Annotated in this window: 13 protein-coding genes; 9 read left to right on the plus strand and 4 right to left on the minus strand. The window is 44.2% G+C overall.

Going from position 1 to position 17,298, the window contains the following annotated elements:
• Window positions 1-64: 64 nt before the first annotated feature.
• The 4 genes from apbC to RH96_RS08750 form a co-directional block, all read right to left on the minus strand.
• Window positions 65-1,291, minus strand: a complete 1,227-nt coding sequence (apbC, locus tag RH96_RS08735) for an iron-sulfur cluster carrier protein ApbC (protein WP_010199902.1) — start codon at window positions 1,289-1,291, stop codon at window positions 65-67.
• 196 nt (window positions 1,292-1,487) lie between these two features.
• Window positions 1,488-2,288 carry a 3-hydroxybutyrate dehydrogenase gene (locus RH96_RS08740; protein WP_010199905.1) on the minus strand — a complete coding sequence of 267 codons (801 nt, stop codon included), beginning with the start codon at window positions 2,286-2,288 and terminating at the stop codon, window positions 1,488-1,490.
• 57 nt (window positions 2,289-2,345) lie between these two features.
• Window positions 2,346-2,975, minus strand: coding sequence for a CoA transferase subunit B (locus tag RH96_RS08745; protein WP_010199923.1), 630 nt, complete (start codon window positions 2,973-2,975; stop codon window positions 2,346-2,348).
• Window positions 2,976-3,153: 178 nt separating this feature from the next.
• Window positions 3,154-3,867, minus strand: coding sequence for a CoA transferase subunit A (locus RH96_RS08750; RefSeq protein ID WP_010199924.1), 714 nt, complete (start codon window positions 3,865-3,867; stop codon window positions 3,154-3,156).
• A 402-nt stretch (window positions 3,868-4,269) separates the two neighbouring features.
• Here RH96_RS08750 and RH96_RS08755 point away from each other — a divergent pair, with 402 nt between their 5' ends.
• The 9 genes from RH96_RS08755 (at window position 4,270) to RH96_RS08795 (ending at window position 16,730) form a co-directional block, all read left to right on the plus strand.
• Window positions 4,270-5,685 (plus strand): GntP family permease, encoded by a 1,416-nt coding sequence (locus tag RH96_RS08755; RefSeq protein WP_010199925.1) that lies wholly within the window; start codon window positions 4,270-4,272, stop codon window positions 5,683-5,685.
• A gap of 349 nt (window positions 5,686-6,034) precedes the next feature.
• A complete protein-coding gene (gene metG, locus RH96_RS08760; RefSeq protein WP_010199926.1) occupies window positions 6,035-8,128 on the plus strand; it encodes a methionine--tRNA ligase in 2,094 nt (697 codons plus the stop codon).
• Window positions 8,129-8,165: 37 nt separating this feature from the next.
• Window positions 8,166-8,450, plus strand: coding sequence for a hypothetical protein (locus RH96_RS08765; RefSeq protein WP_010199927.1), 285 nt, complete (start codon window positions 8,166-8,168; stop codon window positions 8,448-8,450).
• A 439-nt stretch (window positions 8,451-8,889) separates the two neighbouring features.
• Window positions 8,890-9,936 (plus strand): ABC transporter substrate-binding protein, encoded by a 1,047-nt coding sequence (locus tag RH96_RS08770; protein WP_010199928.1) that lies wholly within the window; start codon window positions 8,890-8,892, stop codon window positions 9,934-9,936.
• 92 nt (window positions 9,937-10,028) lie between these two features.
• A complete protein-coding gene (locus tag RH96_RS08775; protein ID WP_010199930.1) occupies window positions 10,029-11,054 on the plus strand; it encodes an ABC transporter substrate-binding protein in 1,026 nt (341 codons plus the stop codon).
• A gap of 356 nt (window positions 11,055-11,410) precedes the next feature.
• Window positions 11,411-12,310, plus strand: a complete 900-nt coding sequence (locus tag RH96_RS08780; RefSeq protein WP_010199932.1) for an ABC transporter permease — start codon at window positions 11,411-11,413, stop codon at window positions 12,308-12,310.
• A gap of 72 nt (window positions 12,311-12,382) precedes the next feature.
• Window positions 12,383-13,177, plus strand: a complete 795-nt coding sequence (locus tag RH96_RS08785; protein WP_010199934.1) for an ABC transporter ATP-binding protein — start codon at window positions 12,383-12,385, stop codon at window positions 13,175-13,177.
• Between the two features lie 163 nt (window positions 13,178-13,340).
• On the plus strand, window positions 13,341-15,683 hold the full coding sequence (locus RH96_RS08790; protein ID WP_010199937.1) for an FdhF/YdeP family oxidoreductase: 2,343 nt from the start codon (window positions 13,341-13,343) through the stop codon (window positions 15,681-15,683).
• 63 nt (window positions 15,684-15,746) lie between these two features.
• On the plus strand, window positions 15,747-16,730 hold the full coding sequence (locus RH96_RS08795; protein WP_010199939.1) for a formate dehydrogenase accessory sulfurtransferase FdhD: 984 nt from the start codon (window positions 15,747-15,749) through the stop codon (window positions 16,728-16,730).
• Window positions 16,731-17,298: the final 568 nt, after the last annotated feature.

A 17,298-nucleotide genomic window follows, 5' to 3' on the forward strand; every position in this document is an offset into this window, starting at 1 on the left:
ATTACTAGAAACCATTAAAAACCATTAAAAACCATTAAAAACCATTAAAAACCATTAAAAACCATTAAAAAATACGCTTATCATCGATAGGCTTAGCAAATTTATTAATATTGGCTTCGATATTTTTAGCAATGCTCATATAGTAAGGTGCAAATTCATCATCGGCTAAGACACTTGGCTCACCTTTATCCACTTGTGCACGAATACCGCTCGCCAATGGCAACTGACCTAATAGCGGCACCTGATATTGCTCAGCGATTTTTTCGCCGCCACCCATACCAAAGATAGCTTCGGTATGATTACAGTTGCTACACGTATGTAGTGCCATGTTTTCGACCACGCCAAGCACTGGTATATTGGTTTTGTTAAACATCTCAACGCCTTTCTGCGCATCAAGTAAGGCAATATGCTGCGGCGTCGTGACAATCACGGCACCCGTTACGGGAATGCGCTGTGCTAGCGTGAGCTGAATATCGCCCGTACCCGGTGGCATATCAATCACTAAGTAATCTAACTGCGGCCAATTGGTTTGGTTATACAGCTGCATCAAGGCACCAGTAGCTTTTGGTCCGCGCCACGCGACAGGCGTATTGTCACCGTCGAGCAAGCTGCCAATCGATAGCATCGCCATGCCATGCGCATTGATAGGAACGAACTGCTCATTTTCTAGCTCAGGTCTGACATTATCGACACCCAGCATGGTTGGCATACTAGGGCCGTAGATATCGGCATCGAGCACGCCAACACGGTTGCCAAGCTTTTGTAATGCCAAGGCGATATTGACGGTAGTGGTTGATTTACCAACACCGCCTTTACCTGACGCCACCACGATAATATGACGAATACGCGGATGCGCTGTCAATGATGCTTGTGTCGGTGCGGCTTTGGCAATCGGCGGTTCGGCATCAGTTGTCTTACTACCAGTCGTTTCTGATGACTGACTTTGACTGTCCATTGCATTGGTGGTCTTGGGCATTGCCTTCGGTAAGCTTGATCCTGTCCCTTTCGCTGGTGCTGGTAGACGGACATTCATGTGAATCGCTTTGATACCGTGCGGATGTAGCAGCTGCCCGAGCTCTTGTTGGATGATTTCAGGGTTACTATTTACGGGAAGACGCAAATCTAAGGTAAGCTGATCACCATCGCGCTCAAGTCCTGTGACCATGGTGGCAATGCTAATGGTACCTACTTCGTAACCAAGCAGCACCTTGTCTACAGCACTATCGCGCTCTGCCCGCTGCTCTGGTGTTTCTGGTTTTTTAGTAGAGGTTTTCTTCATAAAGTTAAACATAGTGACCGTTACTGCCTATACAAGTGGTTAGGTATGGTAAAAACTCAGTGAATACTGTCGTAAATAGCGTAAACAATATAGCTCATGAGCATGTTAGCCAAACCTTTTATGATGACAGTGTAGCTGAATTGGACGCATAAAAAAACCACAACGCCAGTAGGACTGACGTTGTGGTTTACATAGTTATATCTGTATATTAATTCATAAACCAACCATGACTGGCAACGATAGACTGACCCGTAAATACATTGCTTGGGAATGCTGCTAAAAATAGTGCCAACTGAGCAATGTCTTCGACCGTCGTGAATTCTTTGTCGACAGTATTGACCAACATAATATCATTCACTACGGATTCTTCGCTAATGCCTTTTTCAGCCGCTTGTTGCGGGATTTGTTTTTCGACCAAGGGCGTTTTGACAAATCCAGGACAAATCACATGCGCGCGCACATTGTGCTCGGCACCTTCTTTTGCCAATACTCGGCACAGTCCAAGTAAACCATGCTTGGCAGTCACATATGGTGCTTTAAACATTGATGCTTCATGCGAATGCACAGAACCCATATAGATGACCGTACCGCCTTTATCGTCTTTATACATATGCTTCACAGCGGCTTTGGTGGTCAAAAATGCCCCGTCTAGATGAATAGCGAGCATTTTTTTCCAGTCGTCAAATGCCATTTTATTGATTGGGTCGATGATTTGAATACCAGCATTGGAGACGAGAATATCAATCCCACCAAAGGTATCGACTAGCTGCTGCACACCTGCGTTTACCGCATCCTCTGAAGTAACATCCATGGCAATTGCCAATGCGCGCCCACCAGCCGCTTCGATAGCATCAACTGTTTTCTGCGCTGCTTCAAGATTAATATCCGCAATACCAACCGCAGCGCCTGCTTTTGCATAAGTTTCAGCGATGTCACGACCGATACCACTTGCAGAGCCAGTGACCAACGCTACCTTCCCTGTCAAATCATGCTGTAATTGAGTCGCCATCTTTTATGTCCTTTCATTACATAGCTTTTCTGAATACTATTATTGGGCAATGCTCGCTTATTGGGCAATAATCACTGGCGTTTTTTCTTGGAGTTCTTCGAAGCTGACCCCGTCTGCCAGCTCAACTAACTTCAAGCCACTGTCAGTCACATCGAGTACCGCAAGCTCAGTAATGATACGATCAACGACCCCTTTACCCGTTAATGGTAGCTCACAATTGGCAAGGATTTTTGGTTCTCCGTGTTTGTTGACTTGCTCCATCAACACAATGACTCGCTGCACGCCAGCGACTAGATCCATCGCACCGCCCATGCCTTTGACCATCTTTTTGGGAATCATCCAGTTGGCCAAATCCCCTTTTTCCGAGACTTCCATCGCGCCCAATATTGCAAGATTAACATGACCACCACGAATCATCGCAAACGACTCTGAACTACCAAAATAACTGGCGCCTGGTTCTGCGGTCACTGTTTGCTTGCCAGCGTTAATCAAATCAGCATCGACATTGTCTGCCGTTGGAAACTCGCCGATACCTAGCAGGCCGTTTTCTGACTGTAGCCAGACATCCACATCTTCAGGAATATAATTGGCAACTAGGGTTGGTAGACCAATACCTAAATTTACGTAATAGCCATCTTCTAATTCTTTTGCGGCACGCTGTGCCATCTGCTCTCTTGTCCATGCCATGGTAACTTCCTTATTTTTATAACCACCCCAAAAAATATGATTAGCGGTGTCAAACTCGCTTAGTCTACTAAATGTAGCACTTTCACTCGTTTTCCTTGCTACTCCAATTTTCGGAAATGGTATTACAATATTTTATTATTAATGTCATCTTTTAAAAATATTTCGATAACGCTATCAATTAAGCGCCTTCGGCTGCCTTGATTGTCGTCTTTTCGATACGCTTTTCAGGGCTGTTATTTAATACAATACGCTGCACAAAGATACCAGGCAGATGCACTTCATCAGGATCGAACGTGCCAGTCTCTACAATCTCTTCTACTTCGACAATGGTAATTTTGCCTGCCATGGCGCAGTCTGGATTGAAGTTACGGGCGGTTTTGTTAAACATTAAGTTGCCCGATTTATCTGCTTTTTGCGCTTTGATTAATGACACATCAGCACGCAATGTATGCTCAAGCACATAAGTACGCCCATCAAAATCACGTGTTTCTTTACCTTCAGCTACCAGTGTGCCGACACCAGTTGCTGTGTAGAATGCAGGAATACCTGCGCCGCCCGAACGTAGCTTTTCAGCCAAGGTTCCTTGCGGGGTCAGCTCAACTTCTAACTCACCTGCCAAATATTGACGCTCAAACTCTTTGTTTTCACCCACATAAGAGGAGATCATTTTTTTGATTTGGCGAGTTTGTAGTAACAGACCAAGACCAAAGTCATCGACACCTGCGTTATTACTGATACAAGTTAAATCCTTCACCCCACTATCACGCAGGGCTTCGATTAACGCTTCAGGAATACCACACAGACCAAAGCCGCCGATAGCGAGGGTTTGTCCATCACTAACGATGCCTTTTAGCGCTTCTTCGGCACTGCTATATACTTTTGATTGACTCATACTAAACTCCTTTTTTATTTAATATTTTATATGCAGCGTTACTTATGCAGTGTTACTAGGGCGTGTCCTCATTTTAAAAATGGTGATAAAAATGAGAACACCCCTTAACATTCGAAATCACAGGAACCATCATTTAAAGTAATACGTTATATATCGGTATATCATAAATAAAACACTTATGCTAACTTAGCACATTATTCTCATAGCGACTAGAGGATATCCATAAGTCAGAAACCGTAAGGAATAGCGCAGTCGCTGAGTGTATCGCCTGTCAACACTTCATCAGTACAAATATGCATGACATAACAACCATTGACCATGCTGTACTGCTGAATTTTACCATTGACTACTATTGATAGGCTCTAAATACTCGCTACTTTAATTTTGCCAAGGAGGGCCATCATGTTTAGTACACTTGCTATTGTCATTACTCTATTATTACTCATGTTTTTTGCTTATCGCGGTTATTCTGTGCTGATCTTAGCACCGATTATGGCGACACTAGCAGTCTTACTGTCAGGTGACTTCTTAAGCACCATCCCCGCTTACACCGATGTCTTTATGGGCGCGTTAAGTGGATTCTTACTCAAGTTCTTCCCTATATTCTTGCTGGGCGCACTGTTTGGCCGTTTGATGGCAGACTCTGGCGCGGCAACCGCCATTGCCAATACGGTCGTCGAAAAGCTCGGTGCCAGCAAAGCCATTCTTGCTGTGATTTTGGTCTGTGCCATTTTGACCTACGGCGGTGTATCGTTATTTGTCGTGGCATTTGCCATTTATCCAATCGCCAAAGACTTGTTTAAAGCAGCAGATATTCCGAAACGCTTAATTCCAGCTGCCATTGCGCTTGGGTCATTTACCTTTACCATGACTGCATTACCGGGCACGCCAGCCATTCAAAACGCCATACCTATTCCTTATTACAATACCAACGTATTTGCCGCGCCTATTTTGGGTATTATCGGCGGTACTATCATGTTTATTTGCGGTTGGTTGTGGTTGCAATCACGCGCCAAAAAAGCCAATGCAGCGGGCGAAGGCTATGGTCAGCATGATGATGAAGATGTGGGCGGCGTTGGCGCAACGGCAAAAGAAGCTGAGGTATTAAGTACTCACCAAACCTCATTTACGGTTGCTATGATTCCGCTGGTATTGGTCATTGGTTTGAACGCCTTATTGACTTACGCTGTCTTTCCATCGGTCGACTTTAGTGGCTTGCAAACCCAGTTTCCAGACCTAAATATCGCAGGCTCACTCGGATTATGGTCGATTATCATCTCATTAGTCTTGGCTTGTGTGGTGTTAATTTTGCTGCGTATTGGTCATTGGAACAATCTACAGAAAACCATTAACCGTGGTACTTATGATTCTATGTTGCCGATTTTTAATACGGCATCAGAAGTTGGTTACGGTGCGGTTATCGCCTCATTAGCAGGCTTTCTTATCATTCGTGACAGCATTCTAAACTTAACTCCTGATAACCCTCTGATTTCAGAAGCTGTGGCAATGACCACGCTTGCTGGCATTACCGGTTCATCGTCTGGCGGTTTGAGTATTGCGCTGTCGACATTGGGTGAAGATTATCTAAGAATGGCGGTCAATGCTGGTATCGACCCTGAACTAATGCACCGTGTGGCCGTTATGGCAGCGGGTGGTTTGGATACACTGCCACACAGCGGCGCGGTCATTACTTTACTCGCTATTTGTGGTTTAACCCACAAGCAGTCTTACTTAAACTTAGCCATGGTTACGATGGTCATTCCATTAGTGGCTGTGGTCGCTGTTATTACCTTAGGTACCATGTTTGGCTCATTCTAAATTGAGTTAGCCTATAAGTCGTTTATCAGGATCGACTATTAATACCTACACAAGTAACACCTCAATAAAAAACCCACTTGGCACAATGCTTGGTGGGTTTTTTGTGGCTGCTCTATAACCATTCTATAACTATCAAATACGGCGCAAGCCTATTGTTTATGGCTGACAGATGCCTGACAAACGATAAGTAATTACTAAGGAATATCACAAATTTATCTGAATTACGGTATCATAGGCACACTTTTTGAATTTTTATTATTTTTAGTATTAATAACATCGCATCGACGAGCGACTAACTGCTTAAGATGTTCGATAACTAACCCGTTTTTATAAAAATATAGGTGATTTTGTGCGTGAGATTCTAGTAACCAGTGCGCTGCCCTACGCCAATGGCTATATCCATTTGGGGCATCTTGTAGAATATATTCAGACTGACATTTGGGTGCGCGCGATGAAAGCGCAAGGTCATCAGGTTACCTATGTCTGCGCGGATGATGCACACGGTACGGCGATCATGCTCAAAGCTCAAGATAATGGCATCACACCAGAAGAGCAGATTGCGACAGTTAAAGCTTCACATGAGGCCGATTTTAGTAAATTTTTGATTGATTTTGATAATTATCATTCAACCCATTCAGAAGAAAACAAGCATTTCTCTGAGCTGATTTATCGTCGTCTTAATAGCGCTGGACATATCAGCACTAAAGATGTCGAGCAACTTTTTGATCCCGAAAAGCAATTGTTTTTGGCCGATCGCTTTGTCAAAGGCACTTGCCCTGAATGCGGATCAGCTGACCAATACGGTGACAACTGTGAAGTATGTGGCACAACATATAATGCCACCGAACTTAAAGACCCACAGTCTACGCTATCGGGCGCGACACCTGTGCTCAAAACCTCTAAGCATTATTTCTTTAATTTGCCAGAGTTTGAGCAGTTCTTAAAAGATTGGACACGCAGCGATAACCGTTTGCAAACCTCTGTCGCCAACAAGCTACAAGAATGGTTTGAAGCAGGTTTAGCCACTTGGGATATCTCACGTGATGCGCCCTATTTTGGTTTCCAAATTCCAGATACGCCAAGCGATGAGCCAGACAAATATTTTTATGTATGGCTAGATGCGCCAGTTGGCTACATGGCAAGCTTTAAAAACCTATGCGATAAGCGTGCTGGTACAGACCAAGCGCTTGATTTTGACCGTTACTGGATGCAAGAAAACGAGCACAAAACCGAAGTCTATCATTTCATCGGTAAAGACATCGTTTACTTCCACGCCTTGTTTTGGCCAGCAATGCTAGCTGGTAGCGAGTTACGTACGCCAACTGGTGTCTTTGCTCATGGCTTCTTGATGGTCAATGGCGAAAAAATGAGTAAGTCACGCGGCACCTTTATTAAAGCCGAAACTTATGCTGAACATCTACATCCTGAATACCTGCGTTATTACTTTGCCAGCAAATTGTCTGACAAAGTTGAAGACATTAACTTAGATTTAGAAGACTTTATGCAAAAGGTCAATTCTGACTTGGTTGGTAAAGTCGTCAATATCGCCAGTCGTAGCGCTGGTTTCTTGGTGAAGAAATACGATGGTATGCTGTCAGAAGTTTGCGTAGAATCGGCATTATTAGAAGACATCACCAAAACGGGTGATGAGATTGCTGCTGCCTACGAGAATCGTGAATTCTCACGTGCCATGCGCTTGATCATGCAGTGTGCAGACAAGGCTAATGAGTACATTGATGACAAAAAGCCATGGTCACTGGCCAAAGTTGAAGGCAAAGAGCAAGAAGTTCAAGATGTCTGCTCGGTAGCCATTAATATCTTCCGTCAGTTAATGGTTTATCTTGCTCCTGTCTTGCCTGAACTGACTGCCAATGCAAAAGAGTTTTTGAACATTGATAGCTTAGACTTCGCAAGCCGTAACCAATGGTTGCTGGGTCACAGAATCAATAAATTCAAACCACTCATGCAGCGTATCGAAGAAAAAGATGTTGCTGCGATGGTTGAAGATTCTAAAGCATCATTAGCTCAAGCAGACGCTCCTGCCGCGACTGAAAGTAGCAAGCCTGCCGCAAAGGATAAAACACCTGCAACAGATGCGGATGCTGAACAAACTGACTATATTGGTATTGACGATTTCTCTAAAGTTGAGATGAAAGTCGCACATGTTTTAGAGTGTAACCATGTAGAAGGTGCTGATAAGCTATTACAGTTCACGCTAGATGTTGGCGAAGACAAGCCGCGCAATGTGTTCAGTGGTATCCGTAAGTTTTATGAGCCTGAGCAATTGGTTAATAAAAAGGTCATTTGCGTGACCAACCTTGCCCCGCGTAAGATGAAATTTGGCGTATCAGAAGGCATGGTACTATCAACTGGCGATCCAAAGACAGGATTGACGGTCGTTACCTTGCCTGATGCTTGTATCGTCGGTGATGTGCTTGCTTAATTAACATGGCTGATGCACGAAATATTGGAGAATGATAGTGGTATTGCTTAGACTGTTAGCAGATGTTCTCCTTTATTTAACAGTAGGCTTGCTGGTTTACTGGTATTTTACCGAAGATATAACAGCACTATTTATAGCCATTGCTAGTGGTGTTATCAGCGCGTTGTTGTTTATCATCACCACAGATATCAAACAGTCACGGCGTAACCATCGTTCAGAGCCTTCGAGTATCTGGGATTGGTTGTACTTTATCGACATACTAGAGATTCCTTTTTATTTGATTGGCTGGCTATTTCGTAGTTTATGGCGGGTCTTTGATTGACAGTTAAGCAATAGATTAAACATAAAAAAAGACGTCCTAGATGGCGTCTTTTTTTATGTCACTTATATAGATAGTGGAATTCCAATAATTTCGATATAAGCAAACCAAGTGCAAGCGATACATTAGTAAGGCTTGCAAGGATGACGATGTAGCGGATTTACATGGATTTGACTACAGGGTCTGTTGAACATTCAAATATTAGAACTGCTGATCGCAAAACCATCACTATATGGCTGAATAATACGGGTGACGAATACACTTTAATTTTTTATTGCGATAAGTTACATTGCTGTCATAATATAGCCATCATGATCAAGGAATCGATCACCTCAATGTTAGCCTACTATCGCAGAATTGACATCACAGAACTGATATTACAGAACTGATACTGCTGTCATTCGGCTGACCTGCACTCTCTAACCTATGAGCCAGACTAATAATGACCATTGCTTCTACTCTACGCCTAAGCCTAAGCCTATGCAGCATTGCCATCAGTACGCTCGGCCTAATCGGCTGCTCAAATACTGACGATACGGCAACTACTGATAACACGACAACGACAGATAAACCAGCCAAAACGCTGGCCATCACGCAGATTGTTGAGCATCCATCGCTAGATGATATGCGCCGCGGCATCATTGACGAACTAGCAGATAATGGTTATATCGAAGGCCAGAATCTGACTATTAACTTTCAGAGCGCGCAAGGAAACACGGCTACTGCTGGACAAATTGCCAAACAGTTCGCAGGAGACAATCCAGATGCTATCGTGGCTATCTCTACCCCGTCAGCACAATCGGTTGTGGCATCCACCACAAGCGTGCCAATTGTATATACCGCGGTTTCAGATCCACTTGCAGCCAAGCTCATCAATGCAGATGGCACCCCGTTTCAAGATAACTTGACCGGACTGTCAAGCCAGTTGCCATTAGAGCCACAGATTGACTTATTACAACAAATCAAGCCCAATGCCAAAACCATCGGTTATGTGTATAGCCCTGGTGAAGCCAACTCGGTAGCACTGCGTGATAGGCTCAAAGAGATGTTGCCAACGCGTGGATTGTCTATACTCGACATACCTGCCAACCGTCCAACTGATATTGGTATGGCGACGCGTAGCTTACAAGGACGCGCGGATATCATCTATACCTCAATGGACAATAACGTAGCGTCTGCGTTTGAAGCCATGACACAAGCCGCAAATGAGCTAAAAATGCCCATTGTGGCCTCTGATGAGTTTAGCGTTCAGCGCGGGGCGACGGCTGCTTTAGGCGTTAATGACTATGACTTTGGTCGCAAGACCGGCAAAATGGTCTATAGAATATTAAATGGCGAGGCTGTCAGCACCATCAAGCCTGAGATCATGAATGACTTAACTTTATATGTCAGTCCGAAGCATGCCAAAGCACAAGGCGTTAGCCTATCAGCAGAAATGATGAAAAATGCAGTCAATGTTGATACTAAAGCAAAAACCGATAACAAGTAGCCAGCAATAAGAGCATCAACCAGCAGTAAACGCTTAATAAGTACGTTAATTATTTATGTATGGACACATTATTATTTTTAGGAGTAACACCCATGTTGTATCAGAATCGTTTTGCTAAAGCCTTACTATGGGGCGGTGTTTGTACCGCTATTTTGACCGGTTGTAGCCAGTCAGCAGAAGACACCACAGCTAATGATGGCACCGCCACTGGCGATGCGGCAACCGCTATGAAAACGGTAGCCATTACGGCCATTGTTGAGCATCCAGCCCTTGATGACGTGCGTAAAGGCGTTATTGAAGAACTCGCGGAAGCAGGTTTTACAGAAGGTGAAAACTTAACTGTTAATTTCCAAAGCGCACAGGGTAACACGGCAACCGCTGGGCAGATTGCCAAGCAATTTGTTGCAGACAACTCAGACGTTATCGTTGCCATTGGTACACCATCAGCGCAGTCGGTTGCGGCAGCTACCAGCACTATTCCTTTGGTATTCTCTGCGGTGACTGACCCAGTAGAAGCCAAACTGGTATCAAAGCTTGATGGTTCTGGCACCAATGTGACTGGCGGTTCTGATGCGCTCCCTTATGAGCCACAAATTGAATTGATGCGCCAAATTATTCCAAGCTTAAAAAATGTGGGTTACGTTTATAGCCCAGGTGAAGTGAACTCTACTATTATCCTAAAAAATCTAAAAGAAAAACTGACACCAATGGGCATCACCGTACACGAAGCGCCTGCTCAGCGCAGTACGGATATTGCCATGGCAGCACGTAGCTTGGCTGGCAAGGTTGATATGATTTATACGTCAACCGATAATAACGTGGTCTCTGCTTACGAGTCGCTGTTCCAAGTCGCCAAAGAAAGCAAAATCCCACTGGTTGCCTCAGACACTAGCTCTGTTGCACGTGGTGCCATTGCTGCATTAGGCGTTGACTATTATGCACTTGGCCGCGAAACTGGTAAAATTGTGGTGCGTATTTTGAATGGCGAAAAAGCAGGTGATATCCCTGTTTATACCCCTCAAGCACTTGATTTATATGTCAGTCCAAAAAATGCTAAAGCGGAAGGCATTACATTGCCACAAGCCGTTATTGATAAAGCAAAAGAAGTGGTAGAATAGCGTCCTCTGAATATAAGCATCGAGTCAAACGATGATATTAATGGTTTAATTCTAGATTGTTGCTTATATTTACTGCTATTATTTCAGTATAAAAATGACCCAGCTACTGGTATATGAGCTGGGTTATTTTTAATGTGATATAAGCATTAAAACCGAATGTCGAACCAAGGTATTTTATGCTCATTCCTCATAGGAAGATGTTTTGGTTTACCCTAACCGCAGATTGCTTAATCTGTTAAATTCACCGCTTAGCCGTTTAGATTACTCTAGATTATAGAAAGCATTATTCATTGCTGCTTGCCTGTTTATCTATGATAATAATCGCTAAACGCTTGATTATGACTTACTGATACCTTATGTCTTTAATTGCTTTTTTTGGTGCACTTGAAAGTGGTCTGATTTACGGCCTCGTCGCACTTGGCGTACTTATCTCATTTCGTACTCTCGACTTTCCCGACTTAACGGCAGACGGTAGTTTTCCATTAGGGGGCGCAGTCGCTGGTATCTCTATCGTTGCTGGTGTCAATCCTTGGCTGGCATGTGCCTTTGGTATGCTTGCAGGCTCGATCGCTGGTATTGTCACTGCATGGTTGCATGTAAAGCTTGGTATATTGCAGTTATTGGCCAGTATTTTGGTCATGGTGGCACTATATTCAGTCAACCTACGTATTATGGGCGCACCAAACTTGCCGCTACTGGGTGAAACTACCGTATTCAGTACGCTAGTCACCGATGGTAATGGCTACTGGATGCGCTGCTTAATTATTGGCGTGGTCGTTATCGCCGCAAAGTTGTTGCTGGATTGGTTTTATAATACCGAAACTGGACTGTCCATGCGTGCAACTGGCTCTAACTTGCGCATGGCACAAGCACAAGGTATCAATACTTCATGGATGACCATCATCGGTATGGCCGTCTCCAATGGTTTGATTGCTCTTGCAGGAGCGCTGTTTGTCCAGACTCAGGGCGGCGCGGATATCTCTATTGGTATTGGTACGATTGTTATTGGTTTAGCAGCCGTCATCATCGGTGAAACGATCATTCCTGCCAAACGCATTTGGTTGATTACTATTGCCGTGATTATTGGTGCCATCCTTTATAAACTATTTATTCAAGTGGCACTATCAAGCGACACATTGCGTAGTATTGGCTTTGGCCCGCAAGATTTGAACTTGATTACTGCCCTGCTGGTGGTGTTCGCATTGGTGTTACCAAAAGCCAAAACCAAGTTTTTGAGCCGTAAAGTACGGGCATAATATCAAACGACTAAAGCGGTGATAGGCGATAACCATCCGCCAAGCTTGAAGCAAATATAAGGAATAACGATTATGATGCAAGCCACAGATTTGCGGTTGACCTTCAATCCTGGCACACCCATCGAAAACCCTGCCCTGCGTGGTATTAATTTAAACATCGCTGACGGTGAATTTGTCACCGTTATCGGTACCAATGGCGCGGGGAAATCGACTTTTTTAAATGCAGTAAGTGGTACGACACGTGTGGATAGCGGTTCAATTCTGCTCAATGGCATTGATGTCACCAAAAAAACAGCTCATCAACGTGCTCATTGGGTAGCTCGTGTCTTTCAAGACCCGATGGCTGGTACGTGTGAAGCATTAACCATTGAAGAAAACATGGCGTTGGCCTATAAGCGCGGTGGTAAACGCGGTTTGAGTTTTGCATTAAACCCAAATAACCGTGAGCTGTTTCGAGAAAAGCTGTCTGTACTCAAGCTTGGATTAGAAAATCGTCTAACGGATCGCATGGGGCTGCTATCTGGTGGTCAACGTCAAGCGGTCAGCTTACTCATGGCCTCACTACAGCCATCCAAGATACTTTTGCTTGATGAGCATACTGCCGCCCTTGACCCTAAGACAGCCGCCTTTGTGTTAGAGCTGACCGATAAAATCGTCACTGATAATAAACTGACCACCATGATGGTCACGCACTCAATGCAGCAAGCCTTGGCACATGGAACCAGGACTGTCATGCTACATCAAGGACAAGTGGTGCTAGATGTGGCAGGAGATAAGCGTCAAGGTATGACGGTGCATGATTTGCTCGATATGTTTGAGCAAACGCGCGGTGAGAAAGTGGAAGATGATAGCTTGATTTTAAGTTAAAAAATTCAGTTAAATAAATCTAAGCTGAAAAATAGAAAACGCCTGTTCCATAGCAGGCGTTTTTTGTTATCTATAGTTAATGCTTGTACAAACTTTTCATTAGTCACTATATAGTTGTTATATATCAGTACCCACTTATCATTATTTATCTATGAGGTCTGTCATGCGCAAAATTCCTGTTTATACTCACCCTGCTGCTGGTTGGCCTGCTCTGATTTCCTCCACTCGTAAACTGATGGACTATCAAACTTTTTTGCGTGGCAGTGTCAGCGTCTTCAAAAGCAACCAACCTCAAGGTGGCTTTGATTGTCCAGGCTGTGCATGGCCTGATCATAAATCGCATAAAATGCTTGATGTCTGTGAAAATGGTATCAAAGTGCTGGCAAGTGAAACAATGACCACAAAGGCAGACGCTAAATTCTTTTTAGACCATACTGTCACTGAGCTACAGAAATGGTCGGGCTACGAGCTGGAACATATTGGTCGCCTATCAGAACCAGTATATTATGATGCAACGCAAGACCGCTATATAGCGATTTCTTGGCAGGCCGCTTATGAGCATATCGCTGAGCAGTTGGGACAGCTTAATTCGCCTGACGAAGCATTGTTCTATACTTCAGGTCGTGTCACTAATGAGCCTGCCTTTATGTTTCAGTTATTCGTCCGCTGCTTTGGAACCAATAACCTACCAGACTGCTCTAACATGTGCCACGAACCAACTTCGGTCATGCTTGGCAAGCAATTAGGCATCGGTAAAGCAACGGTCAAGCTAGAAGATTTTGAGCAAGCCAAATTGATACTGATGTTCGGCCAAAATCCAGCGACCAATCATCCTCGTATGCTTGAGATGCTTGCCCACTCTCACGAGCAAGGATGCCGAATCATCTCGATAAATCCTATGCGTGAACAAGGCTTAAGTAAATTTAGAAACCCGCAAAAACCGACACATATGGCAGCAGGACAGAGCGATGACATGGTCGATGAGGTCGTTCAAATTCAAATCGGTGGCGATGCGGCTCTACTGACGGGTCTGGCTAAATGGCTGATTGAGAATCATAAAATTAATACTGATTTTATTACCACCCATACCTCAGGTTTTGAGCCATTGAAACAATGGTTGACCGAACAATCATGGGCAGATATTCAGCTTGGTTGCGGCATTTCTCAAGCAGAGATTATTAATCTTGCTAAGCTCGTAGCAGACAGTCCAGCGACTATTTGCACTTGGGGCATGGGCATTACCCAGCATGTACAGGGCGATGACAATGTCGCTATGATTACCAATTTGCTATTGCTGATGGGTATGATAGGTATCGACGGTGCAGGTGCATCACCTGTGCGGGGGCATTCCAACGTACAAGGCGATCGCACCATGGGTATCCATGAGCGTCCTAAGCAAAGCTTACTTGATAGCCTAGAACGTGTGTTCGGGCACCCAATGCCACAAGACAACGGTCTTGATGTCGTTGCAGGGGCAAAAGCGATGATACAAGGTGATATTAAGGCATTCTTTAGTATGGGCGGCAACTACTCGGTTGCAGCGCCTGACTCAAATAACATCCAACAAGCATTAACCAAAAACAAGCTTAACGTCTTTGTTGGCACCAAACTAAACGAAACCATGCTGTATCCGGGTGAAAATAATCTCATTCTACCTTGTGTCGGTCGTACCGAACACTTAGTCACTGCTAAAGGTGAGCAGTTCGCTACGATTGAAGACTCGATGTGTCAAATAGTACCGACTCAAGGTAGCCTCAAGCCCATTAGTAATACGCTAAAATCTGAAGCTCAGATAGTTGCCGATATTGCGACACAGATGTTCGGCTCTGACTCGTCCATTCCTTGGCAAGCGATGGGAGAAGACTTCGACTTGATTCGTGATTATATCGCCCAAGCTATCGATGGATTTGAGAACTTTAACGTGCGTATCCGTGAGTCTGAGCGTGGCTTTCATTTATATCATGCGGCTCGTCATCGCGTATGGAACACCGATAGCGGCAAAGCGCAGTTTGAAGTACCAAAGTATCCGATTACTTATGTCGCAAGCCAAATGGCAGAAAAGACATCGGCGTTTAAAACTGATACCCAAAACGCCCAAAATACTAATGACAGTCAAAACATAGAACAAAAAGTCTGGCAGTTAACCAGTGTACGGAGCCATGATCAATTCAATACTATGATATTTGGCTATCAAGACCGTTATCGTCAGACCAGTCGCCGTGATGTTTTGTTTATGCATCCTGATGAAATGACACGATTGGGATGGCAAAAAGGCGACAATGTTATGGTGTCGCGCCAAGACAGCGATGGTGAGCAACGCACATTGGGGCCTTTGGTACTTACCGACATGGATATCGCTGCCAACGCCGTGGCTACCTACTATCCTGAATGTAATGACTTGTTTGATTTGGACACGCATGCGCCAGACTCTCACATTCCCGCCTACAAGTCTGTTACCGTCGTCTTAGAGCGCGTCAATGCAGGCGAGCTGGCGGTTTCTGCCTAATAAACGTGTGCAAGATGGAAGGTGAGTAATGTTAATAATGATAAAAGGCTGTCAGCATTCATAATGGCTAAATTAAACACTCAAGCTGCAGCCATCGACATGCCTGAAGCGACGGCAGAATCTACTGTGACACCACTATCGCGCGCGCATTTGGTGCAAAAACATTATTATGCGCCTACGGAATCAAGTGGTAGCCAGCAAACGTATATTGAAGATCAATCGGCAAATTTGGTCGTAGAAGCAGCGATTTCTATTATCATTAACGGCATTCATTATGCCGTATTGATGGCAAGTCCTTATCAGTTAGAATATTTAGCGATAGGCTTTTTGTTCAGCGAAGGTCTGATTCAACACAGCCATGACTTATTAGATTGGGAAGTCACCCAGCTGACAGACGTTGCAAGCTATCAAAGATTTACTCAACACTCAGATGAAGACGATACGGCTGGTTCCTTTGGGCAAACCTTAGCACAGTTGCAGGACTACGATATTTATGTGGTGGAACTGACTTTAAATCAGCGCAGTCATCAGCGCATCCAAGCCCAACGGCGGCAGCTGGCAGGGCGTACAGGGTGCGGCATGTGCGGTATCACGGGCTTAACACAAGCGCTGCCCGACTTAAGTATCTATCGCCAAGACAAGAAAAGAATAAAAGTAGATACCCCAAGCCTTGGTGACCTATTAGAAATACGGCAAAAAGTCGATGCCATGCAACATACTCACCAACTGACAGGCGCTGTCCATGCAGCGGCAACTATGCAAGGACAACACTTGCACCTCTTTGAAGATGTCGGCCGTCATAATGCCCTCGACAAGCTCATTGGTTGGCAGCTGCAACACAAGGCAGATATCAATTGCGTGGTCATGACCTCGCGCCTATCGATTGAGCTGGTACAAAAGTCTATTCGAAGTCACATACCTTGGCTGATCGGCATGTCTGCACCTACCAGTACTGCTGTGCGGGTTGCTGAGCGCTATGGCTTAGGATTGGCTGGATTTTTACGTGATAGCAGAGTCACTTACTATTCAAATCATTCCAATGGATAAAGTTTGAGGTTAACGACGTAATAGGTTACCCTACCCTCACGAACATGTTACATACACTTAACAGACCTGTAGTTTTATTTATTAATGCTAAGTTCATTGTGCTGATTATTCACACAGTATTGGATTTGGTATTTAAATTACAGGTGATGCATCAATGCGATAGTTGAGTAAAAATCTCTTAACTATTGCTTATTACAGCTGATAAGGCTGTCTAAATCGAGCTCAGGTCATGTAATCATGGCTTAGTGCTTATTCGTAATTCCGCTATAGACGCTCATCATATGAGCTTTTTTTAGCACTCAGCTACCTTTGTGTATGCCTATTCATAGCGTCATGGTTTATCCATTAACTGACGCCTATCGAGAGTAGCCCCTATCATTTTGATTTAACACGATGTGTGACATCAAAACTAGGGCACGACGCTTAGCACTTGCTTAACATTACAGTTGCTATTTTGCTATTTTGCTATTTATATTAGCCACATACATTTGGTATGAGGGCTTTTTAGACTATGTCGTATGCTAAATAGTTTGGAATAGATAATTTTACTAAACCTTATTTACTTAAA

The organism is Psychrobacter sp. PAMC 21119 (assembly GCF_000247495.1).
GTDB classification, from domain to species: Bacteria; Pseudomonadota; Gammaproteobacteria; order Pseudomonadales; family Moraxellaceae; genus Psychrobacter; species Psychrobacter glaciei.

Bases quoted from the DNA above. Each gene is read 5' to 3' on its own strand.
- apbC (WP_010199902.1), bottom strand. From the start codon at position 1,291: ATGTTTAACTTTATGAAGAAAACCTCTACTAAAAAACCAGAAACACCA.
- RH96_RS08740 (WP_010199905.1), bottom strand. From the start codon at position 2,288: ATGGCGACTCAATTACAGCATGATTTGACAGGGAAGGTAGCGTTGGTC.
- RH96_RS08745 (WP_010199923.1), bottom strand. From the start codon at position 2,975: ATGGCATGGACAAGAGAGCAGATGGCACAGCGTGCCGCAAAAGAATTA.
- RH96_RS08750 (WP_010199924.1), bottom strand. From the start codon at position 3,867: ATGAGTCAATCAAAAGTATATAGCAGTGCCGAAGAAGCGCTAAAAGGC.
- RH96_RS08755 (WP_010199925.1), top strand. From the start codon at position 4,270: ATGTTTAGTACACTTGCTATTGTCATTACTCTATTATTACTCATGTTT.
- RH96_RS08770 (WP_010199928.1), top strand. From the start codon at position 8,890: ATGACCATTGCTTCTACTCTACGCCTAAGCCTAAGCCTATGCAGCATT.
- RH96_RS08775 (WP_010199930.1), top strand. From the start codon at position 10,029: ATGTTGTATCAGAATCGTTTTGCTAAAGCCTTACTATGGGGCGGTGTT.
- RH96_RS08780 (WP_010199932.1), top strand. From the start codon at position 11,411: ATGTCTTTAATTGCTTTTTTTGGTGCACTTGAAAGTGGTCTGATTTAC.
- RH96_RS08785 (WP_010199934.1), top strand. From the start codon at position 12,383: ATGATGCAAGCCACAGATTTGCGGTTGACCTTCAATCCTGGCACACCC.
- RH96_RS08790 (WP_010199937.1), top strand. From the start codon at position 13,341: ATGCGCAAAATTCCTGTTTATACTCACCCTGCTGCTGGTTGGCCTGCT.
- RH96_RS08795 (WP_010199939.1), top strand. From the start codon at position 15,747: ATGGCTAAATTAAACACTCAAGCTGCAGCCATCGACATGCCTGAAGCG.